Raw genomic sequence first — 14167 nt, 5'->3', positions numbered from 1 at the left:
GAATAAAAGGAGGTCATCATATGGCTGAATGGAAAACAAAACGGACATACGATGAGATATTGTATGAAACGTATAATGGCATTGCAAAAATAACAATCAACCGACCTGAGGTACATAATGCGTTTACCCCTAAAACGGTTGCTGAAATGATTGATGCGTTTGCTGACGCAAGAGACGACCAAAACGTTGGGGTTATCGTGCTTGCCGGTGCAGGGGACAAGGCATTTTGTTCTGGCGGAGACCAAAAAGTGCGCGGCCACGGTGGATATGTAGGAGACGACCAGATCCCGCGTCTTAACGTATTGGATCTTCAGCGTTTAATCCGCGTCATCCCGAAACCGGTTGTTGCGATGGTGTCCGGATATGCGATCGGCGGAGGCCATGTGCTTCACATCGTATGTGACTTGACAATTGCTGCGGACAACGCAATTTTTGGACAAACAGGCCCTAAAGTGGGAAGCTTCGATGCAGGTTACGGTTCTGGCTACCTGGCTCGAATTGTAGGACATAAAAAAGCACGTGAAATCTGGTACCTATGCCGTCAGTACAACGCACAGGAAGCACTGGACATGGGTCTTGTCAACACAGTCGTTCCTTTGGAACAGCTTGAAGAAGAAACGATTAAATGGTGTGAAGAAATGCTTGAAAAAAGCCCGACCGCACTGCGCTTTCTTAAAGCTGCGTTTAACGCGGACACAGACGGACTTGCTGGAATTCAGCAGTTTGCAGGGGATGCTACCCTTCTTTACTACACAACAGATGAAGCAAAAGAAGGCCGTGATTCCTTTAAGGAAAAACGCAAACCTGATTTCGGACAGTTCCCTCGTTTCCCGTGATCAGCAATACTAGTAAACCAACAGCTTGAGACTTTGCGGTCCAAGCTGTTTTCTTTTCAATACAGACATTTTACCTCGGAGATGATGACATGCTGACAGAACAGCCTAACTGGCTCATGCAGCGGGCACAGCTGACACCTGAGAGAATCGCTCTCATCTATAGAGATCAAACCGTGACATTTGCAGAATTATTTGCCGCGTCTAAGCGAATGGCGGCACAGCTTGCCGCTCATTCGGTTCGGAAAGGGGATACTGCGGCTATTTTGCTCCAAAACCGTGCAGAAATGGTATACGCCGTTCACGCTTGTTTTTTGCTTGGTGTTAAGGCGGTGCTTTTGAATACGAAGCTGTCAACACATGAAAGGCTGTTTCAGCTGGAGGATTCCGGATCCGGCTTTTTACTGACAGATTCAAGCTTTAACAAGAAAGAGTATGAACACATCGTTCAAACGATTGATGTGGATGAATTGATGAAAGAAGCAGCACAGGAAATTGAGATCCAAGCTTATATGCAAATGGATGCAACGGCAACGCTGATGTATACGTCGGGTACGACAGGAAAGCCCAAGGGAGTTCAGCAAACGTTCGGAAACCACTATTTCAGTGCGGTGTCGTCCGCGCTTAATTTGGGTATAACAGAACAAGACCGCTGGCTTATCGCATTGCCGCTCTTTCATATCAGCGGCTTGTCCGCATTATTTAAATCTGTCATCTATGGAATGACTGTCGTGCTTCACCAGCGTTTTTCCGTAAGTGATGTGCTGGATTCTATCAACAGGCATGAAGTGACAATGATATCTGCGGTGCAGACTATGCTGGCCAGTCTTTTGGAAGAAACAAGCCGCTGCCCTGAATCCATCAGATGCATTCTTCTCGGCGGCGGCCCTGCACCGCTGCCATTGCTTGAGGAATGCCGTGAGAAAGGATTCCCTGTCTTTCAGTCATATGGAATGACAGAAACATGCTCGCAAATTGTTACCCTGTCGCCGGAATTTAGTATGGAAAAGCTCGGATCTGCGGGGAAACCGCTGTTTTCATGTGAAATCAAAATAGAGCGGGACGGACAGGTATGTGAACCGTATGAACACGGTGAAATCATGGTCAAAGGCCCGAATGTCATGAAAAGCTATTTTAACCGGGAGAGCGCAAACGAAGCCTCCTTTCAAAATGGCTGGCTGAAAACAGGTGATCTTGGTTATTTGGACAATGAAGGCTTTTTATATGTATTAGACAGACGTTCAGATCTGATCATTTCTGGCGGAGAAAACATTTATCCGGCCGAAGTGGAGTCAGTGCTGCTTTCACACCCCGCTGTGGCCGAAGCCGGGGTTTCAGGGGCTGAGGACAAAAAATGGGGGAAAGTGCCTCACGCCTATCTTGTCCTTCACAAGCCTGTGAGCGCAGGAGAATTGACTGACTACTGCAAAGAACGCTTGGCGAAGTATAAAATTCCGGCAAAATTCTATGTGCTTGACCGCCTGCCGCGCAATGCGTCTAATAAGCTCTTGCGAAATCAGCTGAAGGATGCGCGTAAAGGAGAACTGCTATGATCGAAATAGAAAAAATCACGCTTTACCATTTGAGCATGAACTTAAAAAAACCGTTTAAAAACAGTATCGAAACGCTTCAAGAGCGTAAATTTCTGATCGTGGAAGCCATTGATACATCAGGTGTCACAGGCTGGGGAGAAGTTTCCGCTTTCTCTTCGCCTTGGTACACCGAGGAAACCATTGGAACATGTTTGCATATGCTAAAAGATTTTTTTATCCCAAATGTCGTCGGCCGTGAATTCAATCACCCTTCAGAAGTGCCGGACAGCCTGGCGCGGTATAAAGGAAACCGAATGGCAAAAGCGGGACTTGAATCGGCTGTATGGGATATCTATTCCAAAAAGAAGGGCGTATCCCTTGCTGAGGCATTGGGCGGAACAAGAGATAAAGTCCCTGCCGGGGTGGTAGTCGGCCTGGCGCCTCTTGACGATATGCTGAAGGAAATTGAGAGCTATCAAAAAGAAGGTTATCAAAGAATAAAAATTAAAATTCAGCCTGGGCAGGATGTGGAATTGGTCAAGGCCATCCGCAGCCGATTCCCAAACATCCCGCTCATGGCTGATGCCAATTCATCCTATGAGCTGAAGGATATCAGCCGTTTGAAGGAGCTTGATGACTATCATTTAATGATGATTGAGCAGCCGCTCCAAGCTGACGATATCGTTGACCACCGCCACTTGCAGAAACATTTGAAAACGGCCATTTGCCTTGATGAGAGCATTTGTTCAGTTGATGATGCGAGACGGGCGATTGAGCTAGGAAGCTGCAAAATTATTAATATAAAACCTTCTCGTGTCGGCGGCTTAACAGAAGCCTTAAAAATTCATGATTTATGCAAAGAGCATCATATGCAGGTTTGGTGCGGAGGAATGCTGGAAACAGGCATATCAAGAGCGCAGAACGTGGCGCTTGCTTCACTGCCTCAATTCACAATACCTGGCGATATATCTTCATCCTCACGCTATTGGGATGAAGATATTGTAACCCCTGATATTCGTATTGATAATGGATTTATTTCTGTGTCAAAACAGCCTGGTTTAGGGGTTGAGGTAAACCAAGACATTATGCGAAAATATGTGACCAAAATGGATGTTTTCACACAGCATGGTTAAGAAAAAAGCATTTTGCTATTTTGAATAAATGACACTGTGCTGTTACAGTAAAAGTGTTCGTTGAATACATCCCTTCTCGTTTGGACCGGCTGCTGACCCAGCCGGTTTTTTTATGTAAATCAGCTTGACAAAAATGGCCAAACGCGATAATTTTGCACAAAGGAAACTTTTTGTCCTGTGTAAATAAAACATGCTTTTGGCTAATTTAATGTCATATGTCTAAGAACTGACAACATAAGATAAAACAATCGGACATTGATGGCAAAGAGGAGGAGAAATATGAGACGAGGGCTGATGGCAGCAGTACTTTTTGCGACCTTTGCTTTAACGGGATGCGGAACGGATTCAGCCGGAAAAAGCGCTGATCAGCAATTACAAGTGACAGCGACAACATCTCAAATTGCCGATGCAGCAGAAAACATCGGAGGTAAGCATGTAAAAGTCACCTCTTTAATGGGACCGGGGGTTGATCCGCACCTTTACAAAGCTTCCCAAGGTGACACGAAAAAATTAATGTCTGCCGATGTTGTTCTGTACAGCGGGTTGCATTTGGAAGGGAAAATGGAGGATGTCCTCCAAAAAATCGGCGAACAAAAACAATCGGCGGCAGTAGCTGAGGCCATTCCGAAAAATAAGCTTATTCCCGCGGGGGAAGGCAAGACGTTTGATCCCCACGTCTGGTTCAGCATTCCGTTATGGATCTATGCGGTGGATGAAATTGAAGCGCAATTCAGCAAAGCAATGCCTCAGCACGCAGATGCCTTTCGGAAAAATGCCAAAGAGTACAAAGAAGATTTGCAATATTTAGATAAGTGGTCGCGTAAGGAGATCGCACATATTCCGGAGAAAAGCCGTGTGCTTGTGACTGCTCATGATGCGTTTGCGTACTTTGGGAATGAGTATGGATTTAAGGTAAAAGGCCTGCAGGGACTCAGCACAGATTCGGACTATGGATTAAGGGATGTTCAGGAGCTGGTTGATCTTCTGACAGACAAACAAATAAAAGCTGTGTTCGTAGAAAGCAGTGTATCTGAAAAATCAATCAATGCAGTGGTGGAAGGCGCTAAAGAAAAAGGCCATACAGTCACAATCGGCGGTCAGCTTTATTCGGATGCCATGGGTGAAAAGGGCACAAAAGAAGGCACATACGAAGGAATGTTCCGCCACAATATCAACACGATTACTAAAGCGCTTAAATAAAGAAAAGAGGTGGAGGATATGTTCCCTGTTGAGCTTGATAATGTGACGGTTGCTTATCATAAAAAGCCTGTACTGCAGGACATTTCACTGCAGGTGCCGGAAGGAAAACTCATTGGCATTATTGGCCCAAACGGCGCGGGAAAATCAACCTTGATCAAAACGATTCTCGGTCTTGTGCCCCGAGCTTCCGGAGACATCTCTATTTACGGCAAAGACTATAAGGATCAGCGGACCAGAATCGGATATGTTCCGCAGCGCGGCTCGGTTGACTGGGATTTCCCCACAAGCGCGCTCGATGTCGTCCTAATGGGAAGATACGGGAGAATCGGTTTATTAAAGAGGCCAAAGAAAGCGGATGTGGAGATGGCGAAGGCCGCATTAACAAAAGTCGGGATGCTTGATTATGCAAAGAGGCAAATCAGCCAGCTGTCAGGCGGACAGCAGCAGCGGGTGTTTCTTGCCCGGGCACTCTGCCAGAACGCTGACATTTATTTTATGGATGAACCGTTTGCAGGTGTCGATGCAGCGACGGAGCGCGCGATTATGACGCTGTTGGCAGAACTCAAAGAAAAAGGAAAAACCGTGCTTGTCGTCCATCATGACCTGCAGACCGCCGAGGATTATTTCGATTGGATCTTACTGCTTCATTTAAGAAAAATCGCTTTCGGACCGGCAGAAAACGTTTTTACGATCGAAAACCTGCAAAAAACATATGGAGGAAGGCTTACGTTTTTAAAAGATAAAGTGCTGGCAGAAGGACATAAGGAGTGAACGTAATGTTTGAAAGTTTGTGGCTGCAGCTCCAGCATCCGAATACACAGTGGGTGCTGGCCGGTACGCTTTTGCTCGGGACGGCAAGCGGTGTTTTGGGCAGCTTTGTGCTGCTGAGAAAGCAAAGTTTAATCGGCGATGCGATGGCCCATTCAGCTCTGCCGGGAGTGTGTCTCGCTTTTCTGTTCACCGGGCAAAAATCACTGCCTTTCTTTTTGCTGGGGGCAGCGCTCGCCGGACTGCTCGGAACGTTTTGTATTCAGCTGATTCCTCGGCTTTCAAAAACAAAGGAGGACTCGGCGATCGGGATTGTTCTTTCTGTGTTTTTTGGCGTCGGGATCATTCTGCTGACATATATTCAGCAACAGGGGGTGGGAAGCCAAAGCGGGCTTGATTCTTTTTTATTCGGCCAGGCTGCTTCATTGGTCAGGCAGGATATCATCCTTATTGCAGGGATATCCGCTGTTCTACTGCTCCTATGTATTGTTTTCTTTAAGGAATTTACATTGATTACTTTTGATCTCGCGTTTGCAAAGGGATTAGGAATCCCGGTGCGTTTTTTAAACGGGCTTTTGGCTTGTCTGATTGTCTGTGCTGTCGTCATTGGGCTTCAGACTGTTGGTGTGATATTAATGGCGGCAATGCTGATTACACCTGCCATAACCGCGAGATATTGGACCGAACGATTAACCAGGATGATCATCATTGCCGGGATTACAGGCGGGGTCAGCGGAGTGGCCGGAACCCTGCTTAGCACCACGATGAAGGGAATGGCGACAGGGCCATTAATGATCTTATCTGCAACGCTGCTCTTTCTTTTTTCAATGATTTGCGCGCCTAAGCGGGGATTGGCTGCTAAAGCCATAAGGCTGATGAGGCTGCGGCGCAGAACAAGCAGGGAGCAAGTGCTTTTGGCGATTTATGAACAGTATGAAAAGAATAATCTTTGTGTAACTGTTGAATGTGTAAGAAAGAAAAGACGCCTATCCCTTTCATTATGCCTTAAGGCATTAAATGACTTGGAACAAGAGAGGTGCATTGAGCGTATCGAGAATGGGATTTGGCAATTCACAAGCAAAGGGATAGAAAAAGGCTATCACACAGCTTTGAAGCAGCGGATGTATGAAGTGTTTCTCATGCATGAAATGGAACTTGCCAATATAGAATCCGATCAGGACTATTTTGACCCGGACCGTTTACCGAGAGAAACGAGAGAGCGGCTTTATTTACTCTTAAAGCTGTATGGACGGATGCCTGAGCGTCGAAAAGCGTCTCATGATGCCGAGAAGGGACAGATCGCAAATGAGTTTTGAAGCATGGATTATAGCTACGGGTGTATTAGTCGGTGTAAGCTGCGGATTGATCGGCACATTTCTTGTGCTGAGAAGCATGGCGATGCTGGCCGACGCAATCAGTCATACAGTGTTGCTTGGCATTGTCGGCGCTTTTCTAGTGACGGGAAGTCTCGACGGGATTTCTATGTTTATCGGCGCAGCCGCAACCGGTCTGTTAACGGCTTTCTTGGTTCAGCTTCTTCATAGCAAGGGGGTTCAATCAGATGCTGCCATAGGAGTTGTGTTTACATCCTTATTTGCAATCGGGGTTATATTGCTTTCTGTGTATGGAGCGAATGTCCATCTCGATATTGAGCACTCGTTAATGGGAGAAATCGCTTTTGTGCCGTGGAATACGATGACGGTATTCGGGGTTGATATTGGGCCGAAAGCGTTTTGGATGCTGGCATCTGTTCTGGTTTTAAACGTAGTGTTGATCAGTGTGTGCTATAAGGAGTTTAAAATCGCTTCGTTTGATCCTCAAATGGCCTTAGCCTTGGGAATACCGGTTTTGCTCATTCATTACGTGCAAATGGGCATGCTGTCCCTGACGACTGTTGCTTCCTTTGATTCGGTGGGTGCTGTATTGGTTGTGGCCATGCTGATTGTTCCGCCTGCTGCGGCACATTTGCTGACAGACCGGCTTCTTTATATGCTGATTCTCAGCGCGTTGATTGGTGGGCTGTCGGCGGTCATGGGCTATTTCTTCGCAACGTGGCTTAATGTTTCGATTTCAGGAGCGATGGCGGCCATGACAGGTGTATGTTATGCAAGCGCCTTTTTGTTTTCACCTGCAAACGGGGTCATAACTAAAAAGCTGAGAACACTCAACATGCAAAAAGAAAGAGCTGGCTGATGCAGCTCTTTCTTTTAATTACAAATCATGCGGCTTAAACGTTTTGCAGTCTGTTTCCCGGCTGTTTTCAGCCGTTTCACCAGTATGGCTGACAACATAAATGGCATCAGCGGTGCATTTGTTACCTTTGCCCCAATAAGAACAGTTGTTGACCTCACATAGAATTTTCTGCTCCATGCCATCCCCTCCTTATAAAGGTTCTGGATTAGTATAGCCGGCTGGCTTGCCCTCTATTCCTCCTGGCGGATATAGCGTTTATCTCGCATAAACATTTTCCAGAAGAAAAAGAAGCCCGGAAATAGAATGATAAATGCAACGATATACGTTGCAAACAGCGCTCTGAACGTTGCTGGCTCTGTGAAGCCTGACATGACTGTCACATCGGGATAAATCATATACGGAAGATGCGCCCGCCCGTACGCGTAGCTTGCGAGAAAATACTGTATCCCAATCGCAACAAGTGCGAGACGCGGTTTTCCGATGTTTTGACCAAAGCTTTTGTTAGGCAGAAAAAGAGCGATTCCAGCAATGACAAATGTAATGAACGATGCAATAATCCAAGAAAAATCATTCATCATTCCGCTGTACAGCCAGTTTGCTTCATTCCGCATAGTTACCATAATGCATACAGCAAACAACAGTGAAATCGGGCCGGTAATCAGGGCGCTTTTTCTGTAGGCTCGGTACGCATCCTGTTCCTCTGCCACATTTGAAACATCTGCAAGCAGCAGCGAGGACAAAAATAAGGTGCTTAAAATCGCAAACCCGATAAATGAATAGGCGTTGGGGCTTGAAAAGATTTTAGACATATTTAAGTTATAGATTCCATCCGTTTTTTCTATAAACCCTCCGTGTGTCACAGGAAGCACCAAAATTAAAATAGCAGGAATGATAAAGCCGGAGATGCCGGAAATATATCTTAGCGTTTTCCGCTCCTTTGCTGTATTTGAAAAAACAAGAAATCCGCTTCGAATCGCTAAAAGCAGCAAAATCATGCTTCCGGGAATTAATAAAACGGTGCCGAGCACAAATGTCGCGCCGGGGAAAAAACTGAAAAGCGCCACGACGATGGCCACAATAAAGACATTTGTGACCTCCCAAGTCGGGGACAAAAAGCGATTCGCAATATCGGTGGCCTTCATATGCTCCTTGTTTAAATAGATCATAGACCAAAATCCCGCTCCAAAATCCATTGTCGCCATGACGGCGTAAATAAACACAAAGCCCCAGATAATTGAGATGGCGATCAGAGCGTCAGTTGAAATCTCCATTTGTACGATCTTCCTTCCATTTGGTTTCCTGTTTGCGGAGCCATTACGACTCCGCTGTATTTAAATCTTCGTCAACCGGGTGCTTGCGGAAATAATACAGCAGCACGTAGACGACAGCTGCGCCTAACACGGCATAAACAAATGTGAAAAATAAGAACAGCACCCCGATCGAGCCAGTCGTTGTTACGACATCTGACGTTTTCAGCAAATGATAGATGACCCAAGGCTGCCTCCCCGTACATGCGAAAATCCAGCCGAATTCAATGCCGATGAGACTAAAAGGGCCTGCTGTCATGAAAATGACCAAAAGCCACGTTGGGAAACGGTCTTTCTTGAGCACCTTTCTCCAGACCACACCAATAATAGAATAAAGAATAAGCAGCATGCCTACACCGACCATCGCATTAAACAGCGTGTGAATGAAAAGCGGCGGCCATTCATCTCTCGGAAATGCATTTAATCCTTTTACAACAGTGTCAAAACGGTTCGCTGCCAAAAAGCTTAAAGCCCATGGAATCTCGATTGCCCATTTTACTTTTTCTTCATTCGGGTCGGTAAAACCGCCGATAGCGAGCGGGGCGTGGGATCTTGTTTCAAACAGGCCTTCCGCACCGGCTAATTTTTCGGGCTGGTATTCGTACAGCATCTGTGCAGATTCGTGTCCGTTCAATGCGGTCAGCAATGAAAAAATACCGCCGATCGTCAGTGCGAGCAAAAGGGCTTTCCGGTGAAAGCGATAGACCTTTTCCTTTTTCCTCGTCCGGATCATTTTATACGCCGCAACAGAAGCCACGATAAACGCACCGGTCATAAACGCGGACAGCACGACATGGCCGGCAGTGATAAAAAAGCTAGGATTAAAAAACGCAGCCCACGGGTCAACATCTGTAATTTTTCCGTTTAAGATTTTAAAACCGGCGGGCGTACCTTCAAAAGCGTGAACATTCGTAATCAGAACAGCGGATGCTGCTGCCCCGACTAACACAAAGAAAACAGCAACAATCCTCATTACAGGTGACAAACGGTCTGCAGCGTATACATAAATCGACATGAAAAGGGCTTCAACAAAAAAAGCATAGATTTCAATTTGAAATGGCAGGGACATCACCCGGCCGATGACTTCCATAAATCCCGGCCATAAAAGCGCGAGCTGAGTGCCCGCGATCGTTCCGGTCGGTATGGCGACCCCCAGCAAAACGGCTTGTGCTTTCGTCCATCTTTTCGCCATGATCGCATAATGGTCATCTTTCGTTTTTTGATAGATCAATTCCGCCACTAAAATCATGAGCGGGAGACCGACTCCAAGCGTTGCGAAAATGATATGAAAGCCCATTGTCGTGCCAAAGAGGCTTCTGGCCAAAACTAAATCATCCACAATCGTAAACCACCTTTCTAAAAAGACGTTCTGTATGTATTTTGGGTTTATTATTTGCTTCCTCGGTTAGATTATTCTTCCTATTCTTAAATGCCATGAGGTTTACGATGCGAAAACAGAGGGAAGGATATAAGAAGATTGACAAAACGTTTGTAAGGTTATAAAATAAAACGTAATTATTACGATTTATTGAAAGGAGATACACATGAGAGAAGGAATTCATCCGAAGAACCACAAAGTGATATTTCAGGATGTCAACAGCGGCTACCGTTTTCTCAGCACCTCTACGAAAACATCTAATGAAACAGCAGAGTGGGAAGACGGAAACACATATCCTGTCATTAAAGTAGAGGTAAGTTCTGACACGCATCCGTTTTATACAGGCCGCCAGAAATTCAATGAAAAAGGCGGACGAGTTGAGCAGTTCAAAAAACGCTATAACATGGGGAAATAAGGCAGACCAGAGGGTTTGTCTTTTTTTATTATGACGAATAAACAAGGGTTGTGATATATTGAAGAGTAAAAAGAATAGAAAGGGACAACGAACATGAGTCTTCTAAATGATATTCTTGAATTTAACAAGACATTTACTGAACAAAGAGAGTATGAAAAGTATCAAACATCAAAATTTCCAGATAAAAAAATGGCGATTCTTTCTTGCATGGACACTCGTCTGGTTGAACTGCTGCCGCATGCGATGAATTTGCGAAATGGTGATGTGAAAATCATTAAAAGTGCCGGTGCGCTTGTGACACACCCATTCGGAAGCATCATGAGAAGTATACTCGTCGCAGTGTACGAGCTGAATGCAGATGAGGTGTGTGTGATCGGGCATCACGATTGCGGCATGAGCAAAATCAGCAGCAAAAGCATGCTTGAAAAAATCAAAGCAAGAGGGATTCCGGAAGAACGCATCGAAACAATAAAGTACTCCGGTGTAGACTTTGATCAATGGTTTAAAAGCTTTGATTCAGTGGAAGCGAGTGTGAAAGACAGCGTAGACGTTATTAAACATCACCCGCTGTTCCCGGAAAACGTTCCGGTCCATGGCTTAGTCATTGATCCTAAAACAGGAAAACTGGATCTTATCGTAAACGGCTATAACAATTAATGTTTTTGTTTTTTTTCAGGAACGGGATCGACTCCTCCCGGATGGAACGGGTGGCATTTCAAAATCCGTTTGATTGTCAGCCATCCGCCTTTTAAAGCGCCGTGCGTTTTAATCGCTTCGATTCCATATTGGGAACAGGTCGGATAAAAGCGGCATGTTGGCGGCGTCAGGGGTGAGATGAATTTTTGATATCCTCTGATCAAAGCGATGAATAGGGTTTTCATATTTCTTCAGCAACCTTTCTGATGCAAGTATAAGAAAAAAAACACAGATTGAAAAGTTAATCAATAATTCTTATCGGAAAAGTATGTTATAATGAAATTACATTTTAAAAAAGGGGAGAGTGCCATTATGCCTTCAGTAGAAAGTTTTGAGCTTGATCATAATGCGGTTGTTGCTCCATATGTAAGACATTGCGGCGTGCATAAAGTAGGAACAGACGGCGTTGTCAATAAATTTGACATTCGTTTTTGCCAGCCAAATAAACAGGCGATGAAGCCTGACACCATTCACACACTTGAGCATTTGCTCGCGTTTACGATTCGTTCTCACGCTGAGAAATACGATCATTTTGATATCATTGATATTTCTCCAATGGGCTGCCAGACAGGCTATTATCTAGTTGTGAGCGGAGAGCCGACATCAGCGGAAATCGTTGATCTGCTTGAAGACACAATGAAGGAAGCGGTAGAGATTACAGAAATACCAGCTGCGAATGAAAAGCAGTGCGGCCAAGCGAAGCTTCATGATCTGGAAGGTGCTAAACGTTTAATGCGTTTCTGGCTTTCACAGGATAAAGAAGAATTGCTAAAAGTATTTGGCTAAAATAGAAAGGTCCTTTTTGCGCTTAAGCAAAAAGGTCTTTTTTGTGACGTCTCATATTTTGTGTACCATTTGCTGTAAGCGTTTGCTACTATTTAGGTAAACGATGAAAGGGTGATGGCATGAAAAAGATGTTGGTTGTTCTGCTTTTTTCTGCTTTTTTGCTTAATGGATGCGGATCTGGTGAAAGCAAAGCAAATACAGCTGAGACCCCCGAGGTTTTGGATGTCAAGCTGACCGGGCCTGAAAAAGTAAATCCCGGAGAAAGCGCTGCTTATGAAGCAGCCATATCATATGGTGATGAAGCTGTGACGGATGCCGATGAAGTAGAGTTTGAAGTATGGAAAGAAGGGGAAAAAGACGCCAGCCAAATGTTTAAGGCGAAACAAGAAAAAGGCGTATACCGATTGGAAACGACGTTTAAGGAAGATGGTGTATACACTGTCCAATCCCATGTCACAGCAAAAAAACAGCATAGCATGCCGACCTTAAAAGTCCAAGTCGGAGACGCCGATGCTGCCAGCAATCAGTCAGAAGAGGAGCATTCACATCATCATTGATTGTGTGAATCAGAGTGATTTTCTTGTGGTGGATCAATGGTATGCTTTACATTATAGGCTTTTACAGTCGTCCAAATGGTTACAATCAAAACAGCCAGCACAATCAAAATACTTATCGTAATGAGAAGCGTCATGACATTCCACCTCCCGTTTTTTAACAATTGTAGCATAATAGAAGAAATCGTGACAGATAAGGGTAAAAAAGAGGTTTTAGCGTACGATATTAAGGGTATACATAGTCATATAACAAGGAGGAGATACCATGTCAGAACAATTGATTCAAGCAGTGAACAAACAAGTAGCCAACTGGACGGTCATGTATGTGAAACTACATAATTATCACTGGTATGTGAAAGGAAAAGATTTCTTCACTCTTCATGAAAAGTTTGAGGAGCTGTACAACGAAACAGCAACTTATATTGATGACTTAGCAGAACGTCTTTTGGCGCTGAACGGAAAACCGATTGCAACAATGAAGGAATCCTTAGAAACGGCTTCTGTCAAAGAAGCGGCTGGAAATGAAACAGCTGAACAAATGGTTCAAAGCGTATATGATGATTTCACAGTCATCGCGGAAGAGCTGAAAAACGGCATGGATTTAGCTGATGAAGTCGGTGACGAAACAACAGGGGACATGCTTCTTGCGATCCATCAAAATATTGAAAAACATAACTGGATGCTAAAAGCTTACCTAGGTTAAGTTCAAAAATAGAACGGCCGGATGTCTTAAAAAAGACGTCCGGCTTTTCTTTTTGTATCTGAAAAATAGGCGACAACCAGTCCATTTTTCTGAAAAATCCAATCCGTTCGGCTTGTTTTCCATAGAATATCGTAAGGCCGTTTCTGTGAAAGGATGTTGGGATAAATGGATAGAGACTTTGGCATCTTTTCGTTAATAGCAGTCAGCGTTTCAGCAGCGGGTTTTTTCTTTGGAGGTTTTCAGTATTCATTTCTGATTTTGCTCTCTCTTATGGCAATTGAATTTATCAGTACGACTTTGAAGGAAACGATTATTCACAAACTGTCGTTTAAGAAGATATTTGCCCGGCTTGTCAAAAAATTAGTCACGCTGGCTCTGATCTCTGTATGCCACTTTTTTGATCAGCTGCTGAATACAGAGGGATCAATTCGTGACTTGGCTATTATGTTTTATATTCTTTATGAATCTGTGCAAATTGTTGTGACAGCCAGTTCTCTTGGCATACCGGTTCCTCAGATGCTTGTCGATCTTTTAGAAACGTTAAAAAATAAATTTAAGCGCAAACCGTAACTTTTCCCTGTTCGCGGGTCATAATAAAGCCCAGAGCGTCGGTCGCACTTTTCGGCAAAAGCTATCGCAAAAAAACTGTACGAGCTAGTCTGCATGCAG

Annotated in this window: 18 protein-coding genes; 13 read left to right on the top strand and 5 right to left on the bottom strand. The window is 44.7% G+C overall.

Annotated elements, in window-relative coordinates; all coding sequences use genetic code 11:
* The first annotated feature begins 20 nt into the window (after nt 1–20).
* The 7 genes from menB (at nt 21) to mntD (ending at nt 7659) form a co-directional block, all read left to right on the top strand.
* Nucleotides 21–836: a 1,4-dihydroxy-2-naphthoyl-CoA synthase gene (gene menB, locus NX903_RS14770; protein ID WP_003229054.1), complete on the top strand. Its 816-nt coding sequence runs from the start codon at nt 21–23 to the stop codon at nt 834–836.
* An 89-nt stretch (nt 837–925) separates the two neighbouring features.
* Complete coding sequence (locus tag NX903_RS14765) at nt 926–2386, top strand: o-succinylbenzoate--CoA ligase (protein WP_086344230.1); 1461 nt, start codon at nt 926–928, stop codon at nt 2384–2386.
* Nucleotides 2383–3498, top strand: coding sequence for an o-succinylbenzoate synthase (menC, locus tag NX903_RS14760; protein WP_086344229.1), 1116 nt, complete (start codon nt 2383–2385; stop codon nt 3496–3498). The genes NX903_RS14765 and menC overlap by 4 nt, the downstream gene beginning before the upstream one ends.
* Before the next feature lie 279 nt (nt 3499–3777).
* Complete coding sequence (mntA, locus tag NX903_RS14755) at nt 3778–4698, top strand: manganese ABC transporter substrate-binding protein/adhesin MntA (RefSeq protein WP_024572069.1); 921 nt, start codon at nt 3778–3780, stop codon at nt 4696–4698.
* Nucleotides 4699–4716: 18 nt separating this feature from the next.
* The gene (gene mntB / locus NX903_RS14750) at nt 4717–5469 is read left to right on the top strand and encodes a manganese ABC transporter ATP-binding protein MntB (RefSeq protein WP_070547671.1); all 753 of its coding nucleotides are present in this window, start codon (nt 4717–4719) and stop codon (nt 5467–5469) included.
* 5 nt (nt 5470–5474) lie between these two features.
* Nucleotides 5475–6782 carry a manganese ABC transporter permease MntC gene (gene mntC, locus NX903_RS14745; RefSeq protein ID WP_086344228.1) on the top strand — a complete coding sequence of 436 codons (1308 nt, stop codon included), beginning with the start codon at nt 5475–5477 and terminating at the stop codon, nt 6780–6782.
* On the top strand, nt 6772–7659 hold the full coding sequence (gene mntD / locus NX903_RS14740) for a manganese ABC transporter permease MntD (protein WP_076458300.1): 888 nt from the start codon (nt 6772–6774) through the stop codon (nt 7657–7659). The genes mntC and mntD overlap by 11 nt, the downstream gene beginning before the upstream one ends.
* An 18-nt stretch (nt 7660–7677) precedes the next feature.
* Here mntD and NX903_RS14735 read toward each other — a convergent pair whose 3' ends face one another.
* From NX903_RS14735 to NX903_RS14725, 3 genes are read right to left on the bottom strand one after another with little or no spacing between them, the layout of a single operon-like run.
* Nucleotides 7678–7836, bottom strand: a complete 159-nt coding sequence (locus NX903_RS14735; protein WP_003229069.1) for a DUF1540 domain-containing protein — start codon at nt 7834–7836, stop codon at nt 7678–7680.
* Nucleotides 7837–7889: 53 nt separating this feature from the next.
* Complete coding sequence (locus NX903_RS14730) at nt 7890–8930, bottom strand: cytochrome d ubiquinol oxidase subunit II (RefSeq protein ID WP_015714571.1); 1041 nt, start codon at nt 8928–8930, stop codon at nt 7890–7892.
* Between the two features lie 43 nt (nt 8931–8973).
* The gene (locus NX903_RS14725; RefSeq protein WP_086344227.1) at nt 8974–10305 is read right to left on the bottom strand and encodes a cytochrome ubiquinol oxidase subunit I; all 1332 of its coding nucleotides are present in this window, start codon (nt 10303–10305) and stop codon (nt 8974–8976) included.
* 205 nt (nt 10306–10510) lie between these two features.
* Here NX903_RS14725 and NX903_RS14720 point away from each other — a divergent pair, with 205 nt between their 5' ends.
* Together NX903_RS14720 and NX903_RS14715 are read left to right on the top strand one after the other, a co-directional pair.
* Nucleotides 10511–10759: a type B 50S ribosomal protein L31 gene (locus tag NX903_RS14720; protein ID WP_014665094.1), complete on the top strand. Its 249-nt coding sequence runs from the start codon at nt 10511–10513 to the stop codon at nt 10757–10759.
* Nucleotides 10760–10852: 93 nt separating this feature from the next.
* A complete protein-coding gene (locus NX903_RS14715; protein WP_003229074.1) occupies nt 10853–11416 on the top strand; it encodes a beta-class carbonic anhydrase in 564 nt (187 codons plus the stop codon).
* On the opposite strand, the gene yidD is transcribed toward NX903_RS14715, so the two are convergent.
* The gene (gene yidD / locus NX903_RS14710) at nt 11413–11640 is read right to left on the bottom strand and encodes a membrane protein insertion efficiency factor YidD (RefSeq protein ID WP_003229076.1); all 228 of its coding nucleotides are present in this window, start codon (nt 11638–11640) and stop codon (nt 11413–11415) included. The two genes, NX903_RS14715 and yidD, sit on opposite strands and share 4 nt — an antisense overlap.
* Nucleotides 11641–11767: 127 nt before the next feature.
* Between yidD and NX903_RS14705 the strand changes: the two genes are divergently transcribed.
* Both NX903_RS14705 and NX903_RS14700 read left to right on the top strand, forming a co-directional pair.
* Nucleotides 11768–12241, top strand: a complete 474-nt coding sequence (locus tag NX903_RS14705; RefSeq protein WP_003219361.1) for an S-ribosylhomocysteine lyase — start codon at nt 11768–11770, stop codon at nt 12239–12241.
* Nucleotides 12242–12360: 119 nt separating this feature from the next.
* The gene (locus tag NX903_RS14700; RefSeq protein ID WP_086344226.1) at nt 12361–12798 is read left to right on the top strand and encodes a FixH family protein; all 438 of its coding nucleotides are present in this window, start codon (nt 12361–12363) and stop codon (nt 12796–12798) included.
* Here the strand turns inward: NX903_RS14700 and ytzI are convergent.
* Entirely contained in the window at nt 12792–12932 is a 141-nt protein-coding gene (gene ytzI / locus NX903_RS14695) for a YtzI protein (protein ID WP_172401336.1), read from the bottom strand. The genes NX903_RS14700 and ytzI overlap by 7 nt on opposite strands.
* Nucleotides 12933–13060: 128 nt before the next feature.
* Between ytzI and NX903_RS14690 the strand changes: the two genes are divergently transcribed.
* Together NX903_RS14690 and NX903_RS14685 are read left to right on the top strand one after the other, a co-directional pair.
* Nucleotides 13061–13498, top strand: a complete 438-nt coding sequence (locus tag NX903_RS14690; RefSeq protein WP_003229083.1) for a Dps family protein — start codon at nt 13061–13063, stop codon at nt 13496–13498.
* Between the two features lie 165 nt (nt 13499–13663).
* Nucleotides 13664–14068: a phage holin family protein gene (locus tag NX903_RS14685; RefSeq protein ID WP_024573054.1), complete on the top strand. Its 405-nt coding sequence runs from the start codon at nt 13664–13666 to the stop codon at nt 14066–14068.
* The last annotated feature ends 99 nt before the right edge of the window (nt 14069–14167 follow it).

The sequence above is a fragment of the Bacillus sp. FSL R5-0576 genome (assembly GCF_038004765.1).
In the GTDB taxonomy this organism is placed as follows: domain Bacteria; phylum Bacillota; class Bacilli; order Bacillales; family Bacillaceae; genus Bacillus; species Bacillus subtilis.
Note: the sequence above shows the minus strand (reverse complement) of the source record. Positions and strands in the feature narration are given on the sequence as shown.

Excerpts from the sequence above, each read along its gene's own strand:
- menB (WP_003229054.1), top strand. The coding sequence starts at position 21 with ATGGCTGAATGGAAAACAAAACGGACATACGATGAGATATTGTATGAA.
- NX903_RS14765 (WP_086344230.1), top strand. The coding sequence starts at position 926 with ATGCTGACAGAACAGCCTAACTGGCTCATGCAGCGGGCACAGCTGACA.
- menC (WP_086344229.1), top strand. The coding sequence starts at position 2,383 with ATGATCGAAATAGAAAAAATCACGCTTTACCATTTGAGCATGAACTTA.
- mntA (WP_024572069.1), top strand. The coding sequence starts at position 3,778 with ATGAGACGAGGGCTGATGGCAGCAGTACTTTTTGCGACCTTTGCTTTA.
- mntB (WP_070547671.1), top strand. The coding sequence starts at position 4,717 with ATGTTCCCTGTTGAGCTTGATAATGTGACGGTTGCTTATCATAAAAAG.
- mntC (WP_086344228.1), top strand. The coding sequence starts at position 5,475 with ATGTTTGAAAGTTTGTGGCTGCAGCTCCAGCATCCGAATACACAGTGG.
- mntD (WP_076458300.1), top strand. The coding sequence starts at position 6,772 with ATGAGTTTTGAAGCATGGATTATAGCTACGGGTGTATTAGTCGGTGTA.
- NX903_RS14735 (WP_003229069.1), bottom strand. The coding sequence starts at position 7,836 with ATGGAGCAGAAAATTCTATGTGAGGTCAACAACTGTTCTTATTGGGGC.
- NX903_RS14730 (WP_015714571.1), bottom strand. The coding sequence starts at position 8,930 with ATGGAGATTTCAACTGACGCTCTGATCGCCATCTCAATTATCTGGGGC.
- NX903_RS14720 (WP_014665094.1), top strand. The coding sequence starts at position 10,511 with ATGAGAGAAGGAATTCATCCGAAGAACCACAAAGTGATATTTCAGGAT.
- NX903_RS14715 (WP_003229074.1), top strand. The coding sequence starts at position 10,853 with ATGAGTCTTCTAAATGATATTCTTGAATTTAACAAGACATTTACTGAA.
- yidD (WP_003229076.1), bottom strand. The coding sequence starts at position 11,640 with ATGAAAACCCTATTCATCGCTTTGATCAGAGGATATCAAAAATTCATC.
- NX903_RS14705 (WP_003219361.1), top strand. The coding sequence starts at position 11,768 with ATGCCTTCAGTAGAAAGTTTTGAGCTTGATCATAATGCGGTTGTTGCT.
- NX903_RS14700 (WP_086344226.1), top strand. The coding sequence starts at position 12,361 with ATGAAAAAGATGTTGGTTGTTCTGCTTTTTTCTGCTTTTTTGCTTAAT.
- ytzI (WP_172401336.1), bottom strand. The coding sequence starts at position 12,932 with ATGACGCTTCTCATTACGATAAGTATTTTGATTGTGCTGGCTGTTTTG.
- NX903_RS14690 (WP_003229083.1), top strand. The coding sequence starts at position 13,061 with ATGTCAGAACAATTGATTCAAGCAGTGAACAAACAAGTAGCCAACTGG.
- NX903_RS14685 (WP_024573054.1), top strand. The coding sequence starts at position 13,664 with ATGGATAGAGACTTTGGCATCTTTTCGTTAATAGCAGTCAGCGTTTCA.